Consider the following 20,873-nt stretch of genomic DNA (forward strand, 5'->3'; position numbering starts at 1 on the left):
AATATGACTGCAAAAAATCCTCCTGGCTGGATTGATGACATTTACTTAGTAAAACCCACAGACCGAGTTAAGGGTGGGCCTGATGGCGTTATTAACCTGGCGCCGCGTCAATTAGCACAGCGCACGGAATCACTCAGAGATGGTGTGAGCTTTTCTGCATCCCTTTCAGGTGAGGGATTGCAACATGTTGGCTCTTTTTCGGAAGGCTATACTCTAACTGATGTCAGCCAAGCATTAATATACTCGGATGGGAAGTTTTATGTTTGGCGTGGGCTTTTTGAAAAGATTGTGCCTCCAGGTTCATCTCCAGAAAAAACTGGGGGTATTGCAAGCAACGCATGGGTAGATATCAATAATCTAACATTGCGATCAGAATTAAAATCGCCTATGCCTGGAAATGGTGGTGATCTGGTGGCCCTCCAGCAAGGTGGAACTACCGGTGATGCGATTAAATATATCAATATATTCGCTGAGGGGGCCAAAGGAGACTATAACCCGGAGACAGGGATAGGGACTAACGACTTGCCGGCTATTATTAATTCGGTTGAGAAGGCCAAGCAAAATGGCTATCTCGAAGTTCAGGTTCCTGCAGGTTATGACTATTTCCTCGACAGAACCCAATCCGGCCCCATAAACCTCGGTGGCATTGGTTTTGAAGGCGACAACTCACAGGCTGGTGCAAGGGGTGTCAAGTTAGTGTCGGTGGGGCAAGGTCTGGCGCGATTTTTCGTTAAATCTCCCGAGGCAGATACTGTCTGCATCATTAATACCGGCGGTTCCGGCTCCTTCACGTCTCGCGGTGTAGATGGCATTACGTTCATCGCTCACCCCTCAACACGCGGTAAGGGGATTGCTTATGAGAACCGAGACTCCTGCGGGACACTGAGTTATAACTGCATTGCGACAGATATGTATGCTGCCGTCATGCTGCATAATAAACGGCAAACCAGTTTTACGGAGTTCAACCGGTTTATTGGTTGGCGATTACATAACTGCAAAAACTCAGTGATATTCAAAATAACGGACGGTGATAATTCATTCCATGGCACTGAGTTTATTTCGTGCCAAATGCAGATGTATATTGACCCAGCCAATCCAATCAATAGTGGCTCGGGTATCAAAACGGATATCCCTGCTGGTCGCCGTGGACATATTTATCACAGCCGTTTCGATATTCGCGCGTTCGGTGGTTCGGGTTGCAAGTTATTGGATATAGAGAATGTCACCTGTGATAACTCATTCGGAACCATAACGTGTGAAGGAGACTTCATACTGAAATGCGCCGACGACAGTTGGTGGCACGTTCACGGAGATTTAATTTACTACAACGGCGTTATGAGTATTGATGCGCCTGTACCGCCACGCCTGGGTGTTCCGGCAACGTTTATTTTCAGTAACCGTGGTGGCCCATTTGGTAATTTTACAGACACCACATTGGCTGATTGCAAGCCGTCACTGTATGACCCTAATGCGGCCGACAGAATGCTGGGTGGTTCCTACCCCTATATAGGGCGTATGCGTGGCAATGGTGTTGACTCGCTGTTTGTTGCAATACCCGATGATGACAGGAAGGGATTCAACTTCGTCACTATTCCTCCGGGAGGTCGGTTGGAGGATGCAGTACGCCGTTGGGGATGGAGCAGTAACGGCGCATCGTTCAAAGGGTACGCTGACACCGTTTACGTGAATAACAACACAACAGGGGTGATGTTGACTGAGGATGGATTTACTAACCGTAATTCAAAACAACTTTACTGTGGTACTGCCGCATATCCATGGCTGGGTGGGTACTTCCAAAACGCACCGAATGTAACATCAGACGAACGACTTAAGTCACGCCCTCGATCCTTTACGGAAAATGAAATATTGGCCTTCTATTTTATCGGGAAATTGCCGGGTTTTTGGCAGTGGATACAGCGCCTGCAAGAAGAGGGTAATGATGCCAGGTTGCACTCTGGCCCGACAGTCCAAGCCTGTATTGCCATTATGGAGAAACATGGGCTGGTATGGAGCGAATATGGGGCGTTTGGTTATGACGAATGGCCAGAACAACCAGAAGTGTTTCGTGAATGGGAAGCGGAACCTGCTGTTTATGAAACGGTTCCCGGTCGCGCGGCAGTCATTGAAAATGGTGTCGTTGTTACTGAAGCTATCCCTGATAGCCAGGTCATTGTCAAAAAAGCTATCGAAGCAGGTCGTGAACTTGTGCAGCAGTACAAGCCTGCAGGAAACGAGTACAAGCTCAGGAAAGATGAGTTGATGTGGGCAGTTCACTACGCAACTACAGCGATCCATGAGCGAGCCTTGGAAAAACTAGGTGCAGTGCTCCCGGTGATGGATTAACCCGTGGGCAAGGATGCCCAAAATAGAATGTAAAAATGAGGGTTTATTCTTTGATTAAAACGATTATTCACCAGTTGATTTGTTCAACATGTCAAAATCAACTTACAGATGGAAGTGCCGTTTATCTTTGTAGCCCATCGGCTTATGAGTGCATATTCTATAACAATGTATATTCGGTTAAATCGCAGCACCTGTACCCGCATATCGTCTTAGACCCGCACGTTAACGCGGTTTCAGATGACAGAAAAATGGAATGACCCAATACTTGATACATTCTATCTATGACTTAGCGATATATTTTGCATTGTGCATAATTTTATTTTTCAGCAATGCAAAAACAATCGCTAATCTATGCAAAACAAATCGCCGCGCTACATGCAAATGTTTGGCTTCCATTACAAAGCCCGCACCCACTCTTCCTACGGCAATATCGATGTTTTGCAGGCGGCCTGTCGTCAGGAAGTGTGGATCAATCCCCTAGATGCCCGATCGCGCGGGATAGCCGGTGGCGATAAGGTCCGGGTGTTCAACGGGCGTGGCGAGGTGCGTGTTGAAGCCAAGGTCACGCCACGAATCATGCCTGGTGTGGTTGCTATGGGGCAGGGAGCCTGGCATCAGGCCGATATGCTGGGCGATCGTATCGATCACGGCGCCTGTATGAACACCTTGACCACCCACCGGCCTTCACCTTTGGCCAAGGGTAATCCGCAGCATACCAATCTGATTGAAATCGAAAAAGTGTAAGGGGTAGCCAATGACTCAGCAATATGGATTCTTTATCGATTCAAGTCGTTGTACTGGCTGCAAAACCTGCGAACTGGCCTGCAAGGACTTTAAAAATCTGACGCCGGACGTCAGTTTCCGCCGCATCTATGAGTACGCCGGAGGGGAATGGCAGCAGGAGGGTGATGGCTGGCACCAGAACGTGTTTGCCTATTATCTGTCGATTGCCTGCAACCATTGTGAAGATCCCGCCTGTACCAAAGTGTGCCCTACGGGGGCAATGCACAAGCGGGAAGACGGTTTTGTGGTAGTGAATGAAGAGGTATGCATTGGTTGTCGTTATTGCCATATGGCCTGTCCGTACGGTGCGCCGCAGTACAATGCCACCAAGGGCCATATGACCAAGTGCGATGGCTGTTATGAGCGGGTGGCCGAAGGCCATAAACCTGTCTGCGTAGAGTCTTGTCCGTTGCGGGCCCTGGATTTTGGCCCGATTGAACAACTCAGGCAACAGCATGGCACCCTGGCCCAGGTGGCACCACTGCCGGCGGCGTATTTTACCCGCCCCTGCCTGGTGTTAAAACCTAATGCCAACAGTCGCCCAAGCGGTGACACCACGGGCTATCTGGCCAATCCAAAGGAGGTTTGATATGGGTATGGGATGGCATGAATGGCCGCTGATGTTGTTTACCGTATTGGGGCAATGTGTGGTGGGGGCGATTATCGTTATGGGGCTTGCCGTGATTGGCGGCAATCTGAATGAACAGCAGAGCAGGGCGGTTCATCGTTCCCTGTTTTTCTTGTGGTTGCTGATGGGTATCGCTTTTGCCGCTTCCACACTGCATCTTGGTTCGCCGTTACGGGCATTTAACGCATTGAACCGCGTCGGTGCATCGGCGTTGAGTAACGAAATAGCCGCTGGCGCAGTGTTCTTCGCTGTTGGTGGTTGCTATTGGCTGTTGGCGATATTAGGTAAAATGCCGCCGGCATTGGGCAGACTGTGGTTGTGGGTGACCATGGCGCTGGGGATTGTCTTTGTTTACGCTATGACAAAGGTGTATCAAATCGATACTGTGCCAACCTGGCATAACGGTTACACTACGCTGAACTTTTTCCTGACGTTGCTGATCGGGGGGCCGCTGCTGGGGGTCTTGTTACTGCGTGCGGCTGGGTTAGCGGTATCGGCCCGCTATTCATTGGCTATCCTTAGCGTGGTTGCGCTGCTGGTCAGCCTGAGTGCGGCGATGATGCAAGGCTATGAGCTGGCCAGCATCAATAGCTCGGTGCAGCAAGCATCAGCGCTGATCCCCCAATACGGTCAATTAATGGTTGGGCGTTTGGTCTTGGTGGTGCTGGGTTTAGGCTGCTGGATTTGCCCACTGTTACGCCGTGGCAACGCGAGCGTGATGGGAATGGCTATAGGTTTGATTTTGGTTATCGCCGGTGAGCTTCTCGGGCGGGGCGTGTTCTACGGCCTGCATATGACCGTTGGCATGGCGGTAGCCGGTTAATAGTGTAGTGAGGCGCAGTTCGCTGCGCCCTTAAAAGGATCCTTGATTTATGACGCTAGAAAATATCGCTTTAACGGGTCGGGTGCTGGGTGTGTTGTTGTATGCGCCGCCAGAAAGTGAAGACGGCCAGCAGTTGTTGGCAACCCTGTCTGAATCTGAGTGGGTCAAAGAATGGCCGTATGGCGACGCTGAGCAGTTACAGAGCGCGGCTGCTCTGATAGCTACCGGGATTGAAGATCAGCAGGACGAGTCTTTGGCAGAGGCTTACCAACGCCTGTTTGTTGGCCCAGACACCTTACCCGCACCTTTATGGGGCTCGGTCTATCTGGACAAAGAAAACGTACTGTTTGGGAATTCAACTTTGCGTCTGCGTCGCTGGTTGCGGTCGAATGGTATTGAAGCACAGCATGATCGTAATGAACCCGAAGATCATATTGGCACCTTGTTGATGATGGTGGCCTGGTTGGCTGAAGAACGGCAGGGTGGTTTGGTCGAGCAGTTGCTGACAAAGCATGTGCTGCCTTGGGCGCCACGCTACCTGGAATTGCTGCAAGCCAATGCAGGACATCCATTCTACTTAGGGTTGGCGCAGTTGGCGCAAATTACCCTGAGTGGCTGGGGTAAAGAATGTTCAGCCGAAGTTGAGCCATTAGAGCTGCATTTCTGATAGAAAATGAGCAGCCGGCAGGTGCGCGATGTCGGCTGTTCATCGCAGGATATAGGGTGAGTTCCTGTCAGTTTAGTGTGATAGTGCTAGCTCATAGGCCTGCCTGACATACTCTGCCAGCGGTTTCTCATCGATATCGGCAACCGAGTAAAGCTTGATATGACGGCGATACTTGCCATTGCCTTCGAGCATGCGGTGGGGATCCTCGAGCAGATAGCCATTGCCGAACTCTACCGAGACATGGCTACTATAGGTAAATACGCCGCAGAAAAACGCCGTATTAGAAAACATAATGCCACCGTATTTGACGGATTCGCAGACGTTGTCGCCCATAGCCGTGACAACCTGGCGAACGCGTTCAACAATGGCCAAAAGCTCGCCGTGAGTGCTGCCAATATCGCTCAGCAATGCGGTAACGGCCGCTTCTGTTTTACCTTCCATCATAAACCTTCCTTGCAGCGAATTTTATCCGTAACCAGCATAGCGTTTTTTGCACTGTGTTGCGCCTGTCTGTCCGACAAACACAAATTGTGCGGTGGATACATAAGTGCCGATTGACTTTTTTATCGCCAGTGTCATGATGCGCGCACTCTCATTGCGCGTTCGGTTTCAATCTCACTATGTCCGCATATTCTCGCCCAGTGCTCCTGCTGCTCTGTGGTCTGTTGTTGCTTACGGTTTCTATTGCCGTTTTGAATACGTTAGTTCCTCTTTGGTTAACTCATGCTCAATTGTCAACCTGGCAGGTGGGAATGGTGAGTTCCTCTTATTTTACCGGCAACCTGGTTGGCACATTGATTGCGGGTAAACTGATCCAGCGCATTGGTTTTACTCGCAGTTATCATCTTGCCTGTGTGGTGTTCGCTGTGGCGACTGCCGGTATGGCATTATCTCTCGATTTCTGGAGCTGGATGGGCTGGCGTTTCTTCGCGGGTGTCGGCTGCGCCTGGATTTGGGTGATTGTGGAAAGTGCACTGTTGCGCAGCGGTAATCTGTCCAACCGTGGCCAACTGCTGGCGGCCTATATGATGGTTTATTACCTGGGTACGGTGGTAGGCCAATTGCTCTTGAGTATGGTGTCGACGGAATTGCTGAACGTGGTACCGTGGGTGGTTGCGATTGTGATCAGCGCCATGTTGCCGATGTTGTTTGCCAGAGTGAACAGCCAACATGACGAACCGCAGCAGGCAGCGGTATGGCCGATGTTGAAACGCCGTAGTGCGCGGCTGGGCATCAATGGGTGCATTATTTCCGGTATTGTACTTGGTTCGTTGTACGGTTTGATGCCGTTGTATTTATCTCATCAGGGCATGAGCGACGCGAATGTCGGCTATTGGATGGCATTGCTGGTCAGTTCCGGCATCGTCGGTCAATGGCCGGTCGGTCGGTTGGCCGATCGCTATGGCCGTCTGCTGGTCCTGCGTATCCAGGTGTTTGTTGTGATCCTCGCGAGTATGGCGATGTTGGGTAACTATGCCATGGCACCGGCATTGTTCATCCTCGGCTGTGCTGGGTTCACTCTGTATCCGGTGGCCATGTCCTGGGCATGTGAGAAAGCGATGCCGCATGAGTTGGTCGCGATGAATCAGGCCTTGTTGATGAGCTACACCATCGGCAGCCTGTTGGGGCCGTCCATGACGGCACTGCTAATGCAGAACTATTCTGATCGGGTGTTGTTCGTGATGATTGCCGCCGTGGCGTTGGTGTATCTGGTGATGCTGTTGAGAAAGCAAAAGCCGGATCGTCATCACACGCCGTTCGCCGCTGCCTGAGGACAAAAAAACCGGCGAGTACGCCGGTTTTTTTCGAGTGAAAGCGGATCAGTAAATGACTTTATGGCCGTAGCTTTCAAGAATGCCTTTCACGCGCTCCATGGTTTCCGCTTTTGGCGGATGGACGCCATCCAGCTTGTACTCTTCACCCATTGCAACCCACTTGTGCTTGCCCAGTTCGTGGTAAGGCAGAAGCTCAATTTTCTCGATATTCGTCATGTCTTTGGTGAATTCACCCAGCAGATGTGAAGACTTATCATCATCTGACCAGCCCGGCACGACCACATAGCGGATCCAGGTGCGTTGATTACGCTTCGCCAGATAGCGGGCGAATTCCAGCGTGCGGTGGTTGGAAACGCCTACCAGATTTTGGTGAATGTCGTCGTTCATTTGTTTGAGATCCAACATCACCAGATCGGTAGCATCCAGCAGTTCGTCAATCACCGGATCATAACGACGTACAAAACCGTTGGTGTCCAGACAGGTATTGATCCCTTCTTTATGGCAGGCACGGAACCAGTCGCGGACGAACTCGGCTTGTAGAATGGCCTCACCGCCGGAAGCCGTGACGCCGCCGCCGGAGGCGTTCATAAAGTGGCGGTAAGAGACGGCATCTTTCATCAGCTCTTCCACTGTCACTTCTTTTCCGCCGTGGGTATCCCAGGTGTCGCGGTTATGGCAATACAGGCAGCGCATCAGGCAGCCCTGGAAGAAAACGATAAATCGGATCCCTGGACCGTCTACGGTGCCACAGGATTCGAAGGAGTGGATGCGACCTGTCACTGACATTGCGGGGTTTTCTCCAATATTGACTGTCAAACGCAGTCTAAAAATAGGCTCATAACCGCCAGCCAGGGATCAGCGATGCAGCAAGCGGGCAGGGCCCGACGACTGGGGTGGAACGATTCCTGTTGGCCGGTTCTTATGCCGGATAACTGTTTTGCCGGATATCCATCGAGTATAGCTATCTGGCAAAACAGACTCATGCTGAGTCAGGGAAAGGTATTTGCTAAAAAGGCCGGAAAGATCCGGCCCCGGGTTTCAGCTTAACCACCGAGCGGGAAACCCCGCCCGGATGGGGCAATTACATCGACTGAGTGAAAGTACGGGTAATTACGTCTTGCTGTTGTTCTTTGGTCAGCGAGTTGAAGCGAACGGCATAACCGGATACGCGAATGGTCAGCTGAGGATACTTCTCAGGGTTTTCCATTGCGTCCAGCAGCATTTCACGGTTCATCACGTTAACGTTCAGGTGCTGGCCGCCTTCAATAGACGCTTCGTGATGGAAGTAACCGTCCATCAGACCTGCCAGGTTAGCTTTACGTACATCGTCGTCTTTGCCCAGCGCGTTTGGCACGATGGAGAAGGTGTAGGAGATCCCGTCCTTCGCATAGGCAAACGGCAGTTTGGCTACGGAGGTCAAGGAGGCTACAGCACCTTTTTGGTCACGGCCGTGCATTGGGTTAGCACCTGGACCGAATGGAGCGCCAGCGCGGCGACCATCTGGGGTGTTACCGGTTTTCTTGCCGTAAACCACGTTAGACGTGATGGTCAGTACTGACTGAGTCGCTACTGCATTACGGTAGGTGCGCAGTTTCTGAATTTTCTTCATGAAACGTTCCACCAGGTCACAAGCGATGTCATCAACGCGGGCATCGTTGTTACCGAACTGCGGGTATTCACCTTCAATTTTGAAGTCTACGGCCAGGCCGTCTTCATCACGGATGGTAGAGACTTTAGCGTACTTGATAGCAGACAGGGAGTCAGCTGCAACCGACAGACCGGCGATGCCACAGGCCATGGTGCGATATACGTCACGGTCATGCAGCGCCATCAGTGCAGCTTCATAGCTGTACTTGTCGTGCATGTAGTGAATGATGTTCAGCGCGGTCACGTACTGCTTAGCCAGCCAATCCATAAAGTGGTCCATGCGTTCCATGACTTTGTCATAGTCCAGCACGGTATCCATCATTGGTGCTTCTTTCGGGCCTACCTGCATTTTCAGTTTTTCATCAACGCCGCCGTTGATCGCGTACAACATGGTTTTCGCCAGGTTGGCACGTGCGCCGAAGAACTGCATTTGTTTGCCGACGATCATCGGGCTAACGCAACAGGCGATGGCATAGTCATCGTTGTTGAAGTCAGGACGCATCAGGTCGTCATTTTCATACTGTACGGAAGAGGTGTCGATAGACACTTTCGCCGCGTATTTTTTGAAGTTCAGTGGCAGCTTTTCAGACCACAGGATGGTCATGTTCGGTTCCGGAGACGGCCCCATGGTGTACAGGGTGTTCAGGAAGCGGAAGCTGTTCTTGGTTACCAGAGTACGGCCGTCAACGCCCATACCTGCCAAGGATTCGGTCGCCCAGATTGGGTCGCCAGAGAACAGTTCATCATATTCAGGGGTACGCAGGAAACGCACCATACGCAGTTTCATCACCAGATGGTCAATCAGTTCCTGCGCTTGTTCTTCGTTCAGTTTGCCCGCGTCGATGTCGCGTTGGATGAACACGTCAAGGAAGGTAGACACACGGCCGAAGGACATTGCGGCACCGTTCTGGGATTTTACTGCGGCCAGGTAGCCGAAGTAGGTCCACTGTACGGCTTCTTGTGCGTTGGTCGCAGGGCCTGAGATATCGTAGCCATATTTAGCAGCCATTTCTTTAATCTGGCCCAGAGCGCGGTGCTGTTCAGCAATTTCTTCACGCAGCTGGATGGTCATTTCCAGATCTTCGCCGTTTTCCAGTTTAGCCTGCAGTGATTTGAACTGGTTCAGCTTGTCGGCCATCAGGAAATCGATGCCGTACAGCGCTACGCGGCGATAGTCACCGATGATACGGCCACGGCCGTAAGCATCTGGCAGACCGGTCAGAACGCCAGATTTACGGCAGTTCAGAATGTCTTTGGTGTAAACGTCGAACACACCCTGGTTATGGGTTTTACGGTATTCGGTAAAGACTTTTTTCAGCTGTGGGTCCAGTTCGCGGCCATAAACCTTACAAGAACCTTCCACCATTTTGATGCCGCCAAATGGGATCAGCGCGCGTTTCAGAGGGGCGTCAGTCTGCAAACCTACGATGGTTTCCAGTTCTTTCGCGATGTAGCCAGCGTCGTGGGAAGTGATTGTCGCTGCAACATTGGTGTCGAAATCAACTGGCGCATGGGTGCGGTTTTCCAGTTTGATCCCTTCCATAACCTTTTCCCACAAGGTGGAGGTGGCCTGAGTTGCGCCAGCCAGGAAGGATTCATCACCCTCGTAAGGAGTGTAGTTTTTCTGGATGAAGTCACGCACGTTGACTTCATTCTGCCAGTCACCTTTGCTGAAACCTTCCCAAGCTTTGGCTAACTTCTCGTTAAGTTCGGTCATTATACACCTACCTTTAATTGTGGATTTCTAACTCGGCACGCGGTAACTAACAGCTTAGTGCTGTTGTTCACCACCGCGCAGATAAATTACCCAGTAAGTCAACCCAACCAGTAAGCCGCCGCCAATGATGTTGCCTATGGTGACAGGGATCAGATTGTCGATGATAAAGTTGCTTACGGTCAGATGAGCGAATTGCTCGGGTGTTGCCCCTACGGCTTGCCAGAACTCTGGCGTGGCGAAGTTTTTAACCACGATACCCATAGGGATCATAAACATGTTTGCGATGCTGTGTTCGAAGCCGCTGGCGACAAACATACCCACCGGCAGGATCATGGCGAACATTTTGTCCATCAGGCTGCGGCCGGAGTAGCTCATCCACACCGCCAGGCAGACCATCAGGTTAGCCAGAATGCCCAGGCAAACGGCTTCAACAAAAGTGTGGTGCAGCTTGTGATCGGCGGTTTGCAGGACGTTCAGGCCCCATTGGCCATTGGCGACCATGTGTTCGCCAGAGAACCAGATGAGCGCGACAAAGAACAGTGCGCCAATCAGGTTACCGATATAGACGTTCAGCCAATTTGCACCCAGTTGGTACCAGTTGATGCGGCCGCTGGCCTTGGCGATAACAATCAGCACGGTGGACGTGAACAGGTCTGCGCCTGAAACCACCACCAGCATTAACCCCAGAGAGAAACAGATGCCGCCGACCAGTTTTGCCAAGCCGAAAGGCACACCGGCAGTGCCGGTAGTCGCAGTGATATAAAATACGAATGCGATAGAAATAAAGACACCGGCAGTGATCGCCAAATAAAATGTTTTCAGCGGATGTTTGGTGGCTTTATACACACCTGCATCCTCAGCGATTTTCGCTGTTGCTGCAGGTAATATCAGATCGAAGGGGTTGTCAGCTTTCACACTAACTCTCGCTTTTAAGGGTTAAAACAACGCAATGAGATACTAGCAAAGCAGTATAGGGTAAAAATTGATTTGGATCATAAGGCGAGAAACTAAAGCGGTCAAAAACCGGATAATTCGCAGGGTTTATTTGGATATGTAATTGATTTTAAACAAAAAACATTTTTTTAATGTTTATAAAAAATTTTGAATTCTAGGTTGGAACAGCACCGTTGAGGTTAAATTTTCATGCGTTTTGTCACTTTATGGCGGCGAAGGTTTAATTATCGGTTAATTATTATTTCACCGACGCGTAACAATTGCCGTTTTATTTATCTTGTTTGCCGATAAGTGCGTAATGGGTTGAAAAAAATAAAAGGAAAAGCCGGCTATTTAACCGTCAAAATAAGGTTTTACTCTTTTTTGAAAGGGCATCGATAGAGTGGGAAAGAACGCGGTTTTGTGTCGCGCCGGCAAGGGAGTGCCGGCGCGCAGAAACTGAGATTATGCCTGAGCCCAATAACGGCGTTTGGCGTTCTGCAGTTTTTCGTAGGCCGCCAACAGCGCCTGATGAGCAGGTAAGGCTTTCAAATCGCTGTCGACAGCGAACAGACCGTTACAGCGCTCTTCGCCGCTGATAGCTGCTGAGGCAGCATCTACCGCCTCCTGACCATACATCTTCACGAAGGCCGTGTAATACTGTGCAGGATCGCGGTCAGGTTCTTGCGTCAGTAGCAGCAAGGTTTGCAGGCAACGGTAGTAGTTGCTGCGTTCCGGGCTCAATACAGAAGCGTTGAAATCCTGCGTCCACTCGGCCCAAATCAGTGCCTGGTCCATGTCGCCGCCCGCCAGAGCCAGCATTGACTTCAGCTCGCCAACGCGCAGGGTATACCAGGCGTTATCTTTACCAGAGGCAATCCCAAGCAACTCACGCACGCGCGTGAAGTCGTCCAAACCTTCATCGTCCAGGCGTTCAATCAGCGCCAGGTATTCCTGTGGCTCCCACTCACTGCCTGGCAGTGCCAGTAAGGTATCGCGCAGGTGTGCCCCCATGCTGTTGTTGGCCAGCAGAAGGTCTTCCGCAGGATAGATGTCGGACATGCCCGGCACGATGATACGGCAGGCGTAAACATCCAGGTGCTCGTAGTCAGCGATGTACACTTCAGCACCTTCTTTGTCGAAGATACTCATCAGGGTTGCGAACTCTTCCTGCGTGCTGCCGCTGAAGCTCCAGTCGACAAACGGATAATCTGCATCCTGTTTGAACATGTCCCAAGAGATTAAACCGCTGGAATCGATAAAGTGGGTTTCCAGATTGGTGTGTTCTGCCACTTCTTCGTCGTCGAAGGTTGGCGCGGTGAACACATCCAGATCTTTCAGGCTGCGGCCTTGCAGCAGTTCCGTGACGGTACGTTCAAGTGCCACGCCAAAATCAGGGTGGGCACCGAATGACGCAAAACAGGTACCGTTAGCTGGGTTGAACAGCACGACGCAAATTACCGGGTAGTTACCGCCCAGAGAGGCATCATAAGACAGGATAGGGAATCCTTCTTCTTCCAGCTTGGCAATGGCTTCCACCACGCCCGGATAGCGGTTCAGGACCTCGGCCGGGATCTCCGGCAGGCTGATGGATTCGGCGATAATGCGGTTTTTCACATAGCGTTCGAACACTTCAGACAAGCCCTGTACCCGGGCTTCGTTAGCGGTGTTGCCGGCTGACATGCCATTGGACACGTACAGGTTACCGATGATGTTCATCGGGATATAAACGGTTTGCTGATCTGATTGACGTGCGAAAGGCAGCGCACAGATGCCGCGATCGCCGTTGCCAGATTGCAGATCGATCAGATCGCTGGCGTTAACATCTTGATCCGGGTTATAGAACGCATGCAGGCGCTCGTCGAGAATGCCGGCTGGCAGCGAGTCATCGGCTGGGATCGGGAACCATTTCTCGTTCGGGTAATGCACGAAATCGCCTTCGGCAATCTGTTTGCCCAGGTAGAAGTCGGCAAAGAAGTAATTGGTAGAGAGGCGTTCAAAGTATTCGCCCAAAGCCGAAGCCAACGCCGCTTTTTTGCTGGCGCCTTTACCGTTGGTGAAGCACAACGGGCAATCACGATCGCGGATGTGAACGGACCATACGTGTGGAACCGGGTTCAGCCATGAGGCTTCTTCGATGTTAAAACCCAGATCGCTTAATTTTTGTTGGAAACGGGCGATAGAGTCTTCCAGCGCAGCGTCTTTGCCAGGGATAAAAGTTTGCGTCATTGTCTTCACTTTTTGAGCGTACTAAAAACGCGCAATGATACGGGGTTTTGCGCTCAAGCTCCATGTATTCCTAAAGCGATGGCAAAGTCACAGTTTTTTTGTGGATAAGGACCATAATTCAGCGGGTTATCTATCATGGAGAAACCCAATGAAATCAGTGAAACTCAGTGTTGTGGCGCTACTGTTGGCAGGCGCAAGCGGTTCTGCGCTGGCATTGCCAAATATCACCCTGCTGGCGACCGGCGGTACCATTGCCGGCGGTGGCGAGTCTGCCACCAAATCGAATTACACGGCGGGTAAGCTGGGTGTGGATGCTTTGGTGAATGCCGTGCCGGAGCTGAAAAACCTCGCCAATGTGCAGGGGGAGCAGGTAGTGAATATCGGTTCACAGGACATGAATGATGAGGTGTGGTTGAAGCTGGCGAAGAAAATCAACGCCGACTGTGCCAAGACCGATGGCTTTGTCATTACTCATGGCACAGACACGCTGGAAGAAACTGCCTATTTTCTGGATCTGACCGTCAAATGCGATAAGCCCGTCGTGATTGTTGGCGCAATGCGCCCTGCAACGGCAATGAGTGCCGACGGCCCGTTCAATTTGTATAACGCAGTAGTCACAGCGGCAGATCCGCAATCTGCTAAACGTGGTGTGCTGGTAGCGATGAACGACAGCGTGCTGGATGCCCGCGATGTGACCAAAACCAATACCACTTCGGTACAGACTTTCCAGTCACCTAACTATGGTCCGCTTGGCTATATCCATAACGGCAAGGTCGACTACCAGCGTTCACCGCAGCGTAAGCACACGACAGAAACCCCGTTTGACGTGTCCAGCCTGACCACTCTGCCTAAAGTCGGCATTATCTATAATTACGCCAATGCTTCTGATGCACCCGCCAAGGCGTTGATTGCCGAAGGCTATCAGGGGATCGTCAGCGCAGGGGTGGGCAACGGTAACCTGTACAAGACGGTGTTCGACACGTTGGCAACGGCTGCACATAACGGCGTTGCGGTGGTACGTTCTTCGAGAGTGCCTACGGGCTCCACGACGGAAGACGCCGAAGTGGATGACACCAAGTTTGGCTTTGTCGCCGCTGGCACGTTGAACCCGCAGAAAGCGCGGATCCTGCTGCAATTGGCACTGACGCAGACGAAAGACCCAAAACAGATCCAGCAGATGTTCAATCAATATTGAGTTGAATGCATTTTCTTCATTCGGGGGCCTGTGTGCCCCCTAGCTATGTCGGCTGAATACAGCATAAAAAACCGCGTTAACCCACTGAATTAGCCACTGTCGCAGCGTTTTATTGCAGAAAACGCCGGTCATTTGGCAGAGCCTGTTATTGCCGAGAGGGAGGGTTTCCCCGCGTCGGGCGAATAACCATTGCAGGCGGGGGGCGCGAGTGATAAAACCGATGGGATAGTTCGGGCGTATTTCGGTAGGCCAGTATCATTGGCGAATAGTGAATGTGGTGAGGGGAAATGACTCAGGTTTATAATTTTAGCTCTGGTCCGGCCATGCTGCCGGTTGAAGTATTGCGTCGTGCGGAACAGGAATTGTGCAACTGGCATGGTCTTGGCACCTCCGTGATGGAAATCAGCCATCGCAGCAAAGAGTTTATCGAAGTTGCCCAGCAGTCCGAGCAGGACCTGCGCGATCTGCTGAAAATCCCCTCCAACTATAAAGTGCTGTTCTGCCACGGCGGTGCCCGTGCGCAATTTGCCGCGCTGCCGATGAACCTGTTGGGTGATAAAACCACTGCCGATTATATTGACGGTGGCTACTGGGCACACAGTGCCATTACCGAAGCGCAAAAATACTGCACACCAAACACCATTGACGTAAAAACGTCTGTTGACGGCCTGCTCGGCATCAAACCGATGAAAGAGTGGCAGTTAAGCGACGATGCGGCCTATGTGCACTATTGCCCGAATGAAACCATCGACGGCGTGGCGATCGATGAGGTTCCTGACTTCGGTGCTGATAAAGTGGTGATCGGTGATTACTCATCCACCATTTTATCTGGTCCACTGGACGTTAGCCGTTTTGGCGTGATTTACGCCGGCGCGCAAAAAAATATCGGCCCAGCAGGCCTGACGCTGGTGATCGTGCGTGAAGATCTACTGGGTAAGGCGCGCCGTGAAGTGCCATCGATTCTCGACTACACCGTGCTGGCCGAGAACGACTCCATGTTTAATACTCCGCCGACCTTTGCCTGGTACCTGTCTGGCTTGGTGTTCAAATGGCTAAAAGAGCAGGGCGGTTTGGTGGAAATGCACAAACGCAACCAGGCCAAAGCCGAGTTGCTGTATGCAACCATTGATAACTCCGATTTCTACCGCAGTCGCGTGGCTCTCGCCAACCGTTCCTGGATGAACGTGCCGTTCCAGTTGGCTGACTCTGCGTTGGATAAAGTGTTCCTCAGTGAAGCTGAGGCCATTGGCCTGCAGGCGCTGAAAGGGCACCGAGTGGTTGGCGGTATGCGTGCTTCCATTTACAATGCAATGCCGCTGGCCGGCGTGCAGACATTAACCGACTTTATGGCTGACTTCGAACGTCGTCACGGTTAAGCTCGGTTGCCCGCTATGAGTGGGTAGCCTTCGCTGTTGTCCTTTTGCGTTAAAGCGGCTCCGGCATTATTCCCGGGGCCGTTTCGTTTATCAGATTTTGGAGATTTTTGTTCACATGGTGGATTCCCTGACGTTACAACCGGTCGCTCTGGTCAATGGCACCGTCAACTTACCCGGCTCCAAGAGCGTATCCAATCGTGCTCTGCTGCTGGCTGCACTGGCTGAGGGGACGACGACGTTGACCAACTTGCTGGACAGCGACGACGTGCGCCATATGTTGAATGCGCTACAGGCGCTGGGCGTGAGCTATCAGCTGTCTGACAATCGCACCACCTGTAAAGTTGAGGGTGTTGCCGGCCCGCTGGTGGCCAGCCAGCCGCTTGAACTCTTCCTTGGCAATGCGGGTACGGCAATGCGTCCATTGGCGGCGGCACTGTGCCTGGGCAACAATGATGTGGTGCTGACCGGCGAACCACGCATGAAAGAACGCCCAATCGGTCATCTGGTTGATGCCCTGCGCCAGGGCGGCGCACAGATTGATTATTTAGAGCAAACGGATTATCCCCCATTGCGTCTGCGCGGCGGTTTCCACGGTGGTGATGTGACCGTTGACGGCAGCGTATCCAGCCAGTTCTTGACCGCATTGCTGATGACAGCGCCACTGGCTGAACAAGATACCCACATCCATATCAAAGGTGAGTTGGTTTCCAAGCCTTATATTGATATCACGCTGCACCTGATGCGTACTTTCGGTGTTGAGGTCAGCCACGACAACTATCGCGTATTCCACATTAATGGCCGCCAAAACTACCGTTCACCTGGCGACTATCTGGTGGAAGGTGATGCCTCTTCTGCTTCCTACTTCCTGGCGGCGGCGGCAATTAAGGGCGGAACCGTGCGCGTAACGGGCATTGGCAAAAAAAGCGTGCAAGGGGACACCAAGTTTGCCGACGTGCTGGAGAAAATGGGCGCGCGTATTACCTGGGGGGATGACTATATCGAATGTACCCGCGGTGAACTGCAGGGTATCGACATGGATATGAATCATATCCCGGATGCAGCGATGACCATCGCAACTGCGGCTTTATTTGCCAAAGGCCCGACGACTATCCGTAATATCTATAACTGGCGAGTGAAAGAGACCGACCGCTTGGCAGCAATGGCGACAGAGCTGCGTAAAGTGGGTGCCGAAGTGGATGAAGGGGAAGATTACATTCACGTGGTACCGCCAGCTAAGCTGACGTTTGCCGATATCGGTACCTACAATGATCACCGTATGGCTATGTGTTTCTCACTGGTGGCCCTATCGGATACGCCAGTCACCATTCTGGATCCGAAATGCACCGCGAAAACGTTCCCGGATTATTTCGAACAGCTGGCGCGCATCAGTCAATTAGCCTAACTGCAGTCAGATGCTTTCTTTTAAGGCCCTTCATTGGGCCTTTGTCGTTTTTTAATCCTCGTTGCCTGGGGCGTCCGCTATACTTTTGCGCGGTCATACGCTTATTTTCAACAACCAGACAGTTCCAGGGTAACAGTTCGCCGCTTGGCAGCGTATAATGCGCCACCGTGACTGACTGCCCGACTGGGCGGACGGCAGGGACGCGTTTAATTATGCTTTCGCATTGTGCTGATGGCAGGTTATGTCCCTGCGAGGTTTTCTACCTGAAGGAGAGAGAAATGACGGCTACAGCTCCGGTGATAACCGTTGATGGACCAAGTGGCGCAGGCAAAGGCACGTTGTGTAAAGCGTTGGCCGAGTCTCTTGGTTGGCGTTTGCTTGATTCCGGCGCGATCTATCGCGTGCTGGCGTTAGCGGCGCTGCATCATCAGGTCGATATCACGTCTGAGGAGGCGCTGGTTCCACTGGCCGCACATCTCGATGTTCGCTTTATTGCCCAGGACGGCAAACTGCAGGTTATTTTGGAAGGTGAGGATGTCAGCAATGAAATTCGCACTGAAACTGTCGGCAATACCGCTTCGCAGGCCGCTGCTTTCCCACGTGTACGTGAAGCGTTATTACGTCGTCAGCGGGCTTTCCGTGAGTTCCCGGGCCTGATTGCCGATGGTCGCGACATGGGCACCGTGGTGTTCCCTGATGCGCCAGTCAAGATTTTCCTGGACGCTAGCTCTGAGGAGCGTGCGCACCGCCGCATGCTACAGTTGCAGGAAAAGGGCTTTAATGTTAACTTTGAACGTCTTTTAGCCGAGATAAAGGAACGGGATGACCGTGACCGTAATCGGCCTATCGCGCCTCTGGTGCCGGCTTCTGACGCCCTCGTGCTGGATTCAACCAGCATGTCGATCGACGAAGTCATCCAGCGTGCGCTGACTTATGCACATGAAGTTTTAGCGTTGCCGCAGCAGTAAGCGCGGCGGCGTTATTGGCTTTTTGTCATATTTGTCATGGTAGTATCGAACGATATCGGGTAAAATTTTACCCCTGCAACCTAAACCCTGTCGGCATGGAGCCAATGGCGGGGTATGTGAAACAACCCCATTCGGCGGGATGCTAAATGGACGTTAAACTATAGAACCCTGAAGATTAAACATGACTGAATCTTTCGCTCAACTCTTTGAAGAATCCCTGAAAACAATCGAAACCCGTCCGGGTTCCATCGTTCGTGGCGTTGTAGTTGCTATCGACAAAGACGTAGTACTGGTTGACGCCGGTCTGAAATCTGAGTCTGCCATCCCGGCTGAGCAATTCAAAAACGCACAGGGCGAGCTGGAAATCCAGGTAGGCGACGAAGTTGATGTTGCGCTGGACGCTGTTGAAGATGGCTTCGGTGAAACTCTGCTGTCCCGTGAGAAAGCTAAGCGTCACGAAGCTTGGATCACGCTGGAAAAAGCTTACGAAGAAGCTGAAACTGTCGTCGGTGTTATCAACGGCAAAGTTAAGGGTGGCTTCACTGTAGAGCTGAACGGTATTCGTGCGTTCCTGCCAGGCTCCCTGGTAGACGTGCGTCCAGTACGTGACACTCTGCACCTGGAAGGCAAAGAGCTTGAGTTCAAAGTCATCAAGCTGGACCAGAAACGCAACAACGTTGTAGTTTCTCGCCGTGCGGTTATCGAATCAGAGAACAGCGCAGAACGTGATCAACTGCTGGAAAACCTGCAGGAAGGCATGGAAGTTAAAGGTATCGTTAAGAACCTGACTGACTACGGTGCATTCGTTGATCTGGGCGGCGTTGATGGCCTGCTGCACATCACTGATATGGCTTGGAAACGCGTTAAGCATCCGAGCGAAATCGTCAATGTTGGCGACGAAATCACTGTTAAAGTGCTGAAGTTCGACCGCGAGCGTACTCGTGTATCCCTGGGCCTGAAGCAACTGGGCGAAGATCCATGGGTTGCTATCGCGAAACGTTACCCAGAAGGCACCAAGCTGACTGGTCGTGTAACCAACCTGACTGATTACGGCTGCTTCGTAGAAATCGAAGAAGGCGTTGAAGGTCTGGTACACGTTTCTGAAATGGATTGGACCAACAAAAACATCCATCCGTCCAAAGTTGTTAACGTGGGCGATGTAGTGGAAGTTATGGTTCTGGACATCGATGAAGAACGTCGTCGTATCTCCCTGGGTCTGAAGCAGTGCAAAAACAACCCATGGCAGCAGTTTGCAGAAACCCACAACAAGGGCGACCGCGTTGAAGGTAAAATCAAGTCTATCACTGACTTCGGTATCTTCATCGGCCTGGACGGCGGCATCGACGGCCTGGTTCACCTGTCTGACATCTCCTGGAACGTTGCAGGCGAAGAAGCAGTACGTGAATACAAGAAAGGCGACGAAATCGCAGCGGTTGTTCTGCAAGTTGACGCAGAGCGCGAGCGTATCTCCCTGGGCGTGAAGCAACTGGCTGAAGACCCGTTCAATAACTACCTGTCTATGAACAAGAAAGGTACTATTGTTACTGGTAAAGTCACTGCAGTTGATGCCAAAGGTGCTACAGTTGAATTAGCAGGCGGCGTAGAAGGTTACCTGCGTGCTTCTGAAGCCTCTCGCGACCGCATTGAAGATGCAACTCTGGTTCTGAATGTGGGTGACGACGTTGAAGCTAAATTCACCGGCGTTGACCGTAAGAACCGCGTAGTAAGCCTGTCCGTACGTGCTAAGGACGAAGCTGACGAGAAAGATGCAATCGCTACTGTTAACAACAAACAGGAAGAAAGCAACTTCTCTAACGCTATGGCTGAAGCTTTCAAAGCGGCTAAAGGCGAGTAATGACGGGGGGCGGTTTGTTAACCGCCCCGATACGGTAGTTTAGCTGCAAAGCTTGGAGGAACTATGACCAAGTCTGAACTTATTGAAAGACTTGCTGGCCAGCAATCTCATGTACCGGCGAAAGCCGTTGAGGATGCAGTGAAAGAGATGCTAGAACATATGGCTGCTACGCTAGCCGATGGTGAGCGCATCGAGATCCGCGGATTCGGCAGTTTTTCTCTTCACTACCGTGCTCCGCGTGTGGGTCGCAACCCGAAAACTGGTGATAAGGTTGAGCTGGACGGCAAGTACGTTCCTCACTTTAAGCCAGGTAAAGAGCTGCGTGACCGTGCCAATATCTATGGTTAGTCGCTGACTACCATAGAGTTGTTGCTTGTGAAAAAATATAAAACGGTGCCTTTGGGCGCCGTTTTTTTTTGACTATCAGTTGGCGAACTCGCTGCTTTTTGTATTTTCTTGCGCGTGATGCCGCAAGTTTCAGGCTGGAGCAGCAACAGCGACGGTTATTGTGCGGCATCAGCCGTGAATCCTT

The 20,873-nt window shown here is 51.7% G+C and carries 16 protein-coding genes and 1 pseudogene; 12 read left to right on the plus strand and 5 right to left on the minus strand.

Annotated elements, in window-relative coordinates:
• The first annotated feature begins 3 nt into the window (after nucleotides 1-3).
• The 5 genes and pseudogenes from JOE25_RS02305 (at nucleotide 4) to dmsD (ending at nucleotide 5,244) form a co-directional block, all read left to right on the plus strand.
• Entirely contained in the window at nucleotides 4-2,343 is a 2,340-nt protein-coding gene (locus JOE25_RS02305) for a hypothetical protein (RefSeq protein ID WP_174575230.1), read from the plus strand.
• Nucleotides 2,344-2,694: 351 nt separating this feature from the next.
• Nucleotides 2,695-3,087: pseudogene (locus JOE25_RS02310) on the plus strand (molybdopterin dinucleotide binding domain-containing protein); the annotation flags it as partial.
• Between the two features lie 10 nt (nucleotides 3,088-3,097).
• The gene (locus JOE25_RS02315) at nucleotides 3,098-3,715 is read left to right on the plus strand and encodes a DMSO/selenate family reductase complex B subunit (RefSeq protein WP_209632554.1); all 618 of its coding nucleotides are present in this window, start codon (nucleotides 3,098-3,100) and stop codon (nucleotides 3,713-3,715) included.
• A gap of 1 nt (nucleotide 3,716) precedes the next feature.
• Nucleotides 3,717-4,577 carry a DmsC/YnfH family molybdoenzyme membrane anchor subunit gene (locus tag JOE25_RS02320; RefSeq protein ID WP_209632555.1) on the plus strand — a complete coding sequence of 287 codons (861 nt, stop codon included), beginning with the start codon at nucleotides 3,717-3,719 and terminating at the stop codon, nucleotides 4,575-4,577.
• Nucleotides 4,578-4,626: 49 nt separating this feature from the next.
• On the plus strand, nucleotides 4,627-5,244 hold the full coding sequence (dmsD, locus tag JOE25_RS02325) for a Tat proofreading chaperone DmsD (protein WP_209632556.1): 618 nt from the start codon (nucleotides 4,627-4,629) through the stop codon (nucleotides 5,242-5,244).
• Nucleotides 5,245-5,316: 72 nt separating this feature from the next.
• On the opposite strand, the gene JOE25_RS02330 is transcribed toward dmsD, so the two are convergent.
• Nucleotides 5,317-5,685, minus strand: coding sequence for a DUF1801 domain-containing protein (locus tag JOE25_RS02330; protein ID WP_209634151.1), 369 nt, complete (start codon nucleotides 5,683-5,685; stop codon nucleotides 5,317-5,319).
• Between the two features lie 179 nt (nucleotides 5,686-5,864).
• On the opposite strand from JOE25_RS02330, the gene JOE25_RS02335 reads away from it, so the two are divergent.
• Entirely contained in the window at nucleotides 5,865-7,016 is a 1,152-nt protein-coding gene (locus JOE25_RS02335) for an MFS transporter (RefSeq protein WP_209632557.1), read from the plus strand.
• Nucleotides 7,017-7,064: 48 nt separating this feature from the next.
• On the opposite strand, the gene pflA is transcribed toward JOE25_RS02335, so the two are convergent.
• From pflA to ycaO, 4 genes are all read right to left on the minus strand, one after another.
• Nucleotides 7,065-7,805, minus strand: coding sequence for a pyruvate formate lyase 1-activating protein (gene pflA / locus JOE25_RS02340; protein WP_209632558.1), 741 nt, complete (start codon nucleotides 7,803-7,805; stop codon nucleotides 7,065-7,067).
• Between the two features lie 295 nt (nucleotides 7,806-8,100).
• A complete protein-coding gene (gene pflB / locus JOE25_RS02345; RefSeq protein WP_209632559.1) occupies nucleotides 8,101-10,383 on the minus strand; it encodes a formate C-acetyltransferase in 2,283 nt (760 codons plus the stop codon).
• Between the two features lie 54 nt (nucleotides 10,384-10,437).
• The gene (focA, locus tag JOE25_RS02350; protein WP_209632560.1) at nucleotides 10,438-11,298 is read right to left on the minus strand and encodes a formate transporter FocA; all 861 of its coding nucleotides are present in this window, start codon (nucleotides 11,296-11,298) and stop codon (nucleotides 10,438-10,440) included.
• 483 nt (nucleotides 11,299-11,781) lie between these two features.
• The gene (gene ycaO, locus JOE25_RS02355; RefSeq protein WP_209632561.1) at nucleotides 11,782-13,545 is read right to left on the minus strand and encodes a 30S ribosomal protein S12 methylthiotransferase accessory factor YcaO; all 1,764 of its coding nucleotides are present in this window, start codon (nucleotides 13,543-13,545) and stop codon (nucleotides 11,782-11,784) included.
• Nucleotides 13,546-13,693: 148 nt separating this feature from the next.
• Here ycaO and ansB point away from each other — a divergent pair, with 148 nt between their 5' ends.
• The 6 genes from ansB (at nucleotide 13,694) to ihfB (ending at nucleotide 20,689) form a co-directional block, all read left to right on the plus strand.
• The gene (ansB, locus tag JOE25_RS02360) at nucleotides 13,694-14,740 is read left to right on the plus strand and encodes an L-asparaginase 2 (RefSeq protein ID WP_209632562.1); all 1,047 of its coding nucleotides are present in this window, start codon (nucleotides 13,694-13,696) and stop codon (nucleotides 14,738-14,740) included.
• A 287-nt stretch (nucleotides 14,741-15,027) separates the two neighbouring features.
• Nucleotides 15,028-16,116 (plus strand): 3-phosphoserine/phosphohydroxythreonine transaminase, encoded by a 1,089-nt coding sequence (gene serC / locus JOE25_RS02365; protein WP_209632563.1) that lies wholly within the window; start codon nucleotides 15,028-15,030, stop codon nucleotides 16,114-16,116.
• 115 nt (nucleotides 16,117-16,231) lie between these two features.
• Nucleotides 16,232-17,518, plus strand: coding sequence for a 3-phosphoshikimate 1-carboxyvinyltransferase (gene aroA / locus JOE25_RS02370; protein ID WP_209632564.1), 1,287 nt, complete (start codon nucleotides 16,232-16,234; stop codon nucleotides 17,516-17,518).
• Nucleotides 17,519-17,796: 278 nt separating this feature from the next.
• On the plus strand, nucleotides 17,797-18,486 hold the full coding sequence (cmk, locus tag JOE25_RS02375; RefSeq protein ID WP_209632565.1) for a (d)CMP kinase: 690 nt from the start codon (nucleotides 17,797-17,799) through the stop codon (nucleotides 18,484-18,486).
• Nucleotides 18,487-18,667: 181 nt separating this feature from the next.
• Nucleotides 18,668-20,341 (plus strand): 30S ribosomal protein S1, encoded by a 1,674-nt coding sequence (gene rpsA / locus JOE25_RS02380; RefSeq protein WP_020826130.1) that lies wholly within the window; start codon nucleotides 18,668-18,670, stop codon nucleotides 20,339-20,341.
• 63 nt (nucleotides 20,342-20,404) lie between these two features.
• Entirely contained in the window at nucleotides 20,405-20,689 is a 285-nt protein-coding gene (gene ihfB, locus JOE25_RS02385) for an integration host factor subunit beta (RefSeq protein ID WP_004942652.1), read from the plus strand.
• The last annotated feature ends 184 nt before the right edge of the window (nucleotides 20,690-20,873 follow it).

Source organism: Serratia sp. PL17, assembly GCF_017832355.1.
Taxonomy (GTDB): Bacteria; Pseudomonadota; Gammaproteobacteria; order Enterobacterales; family Enterobacteriaceae; genus Serratia.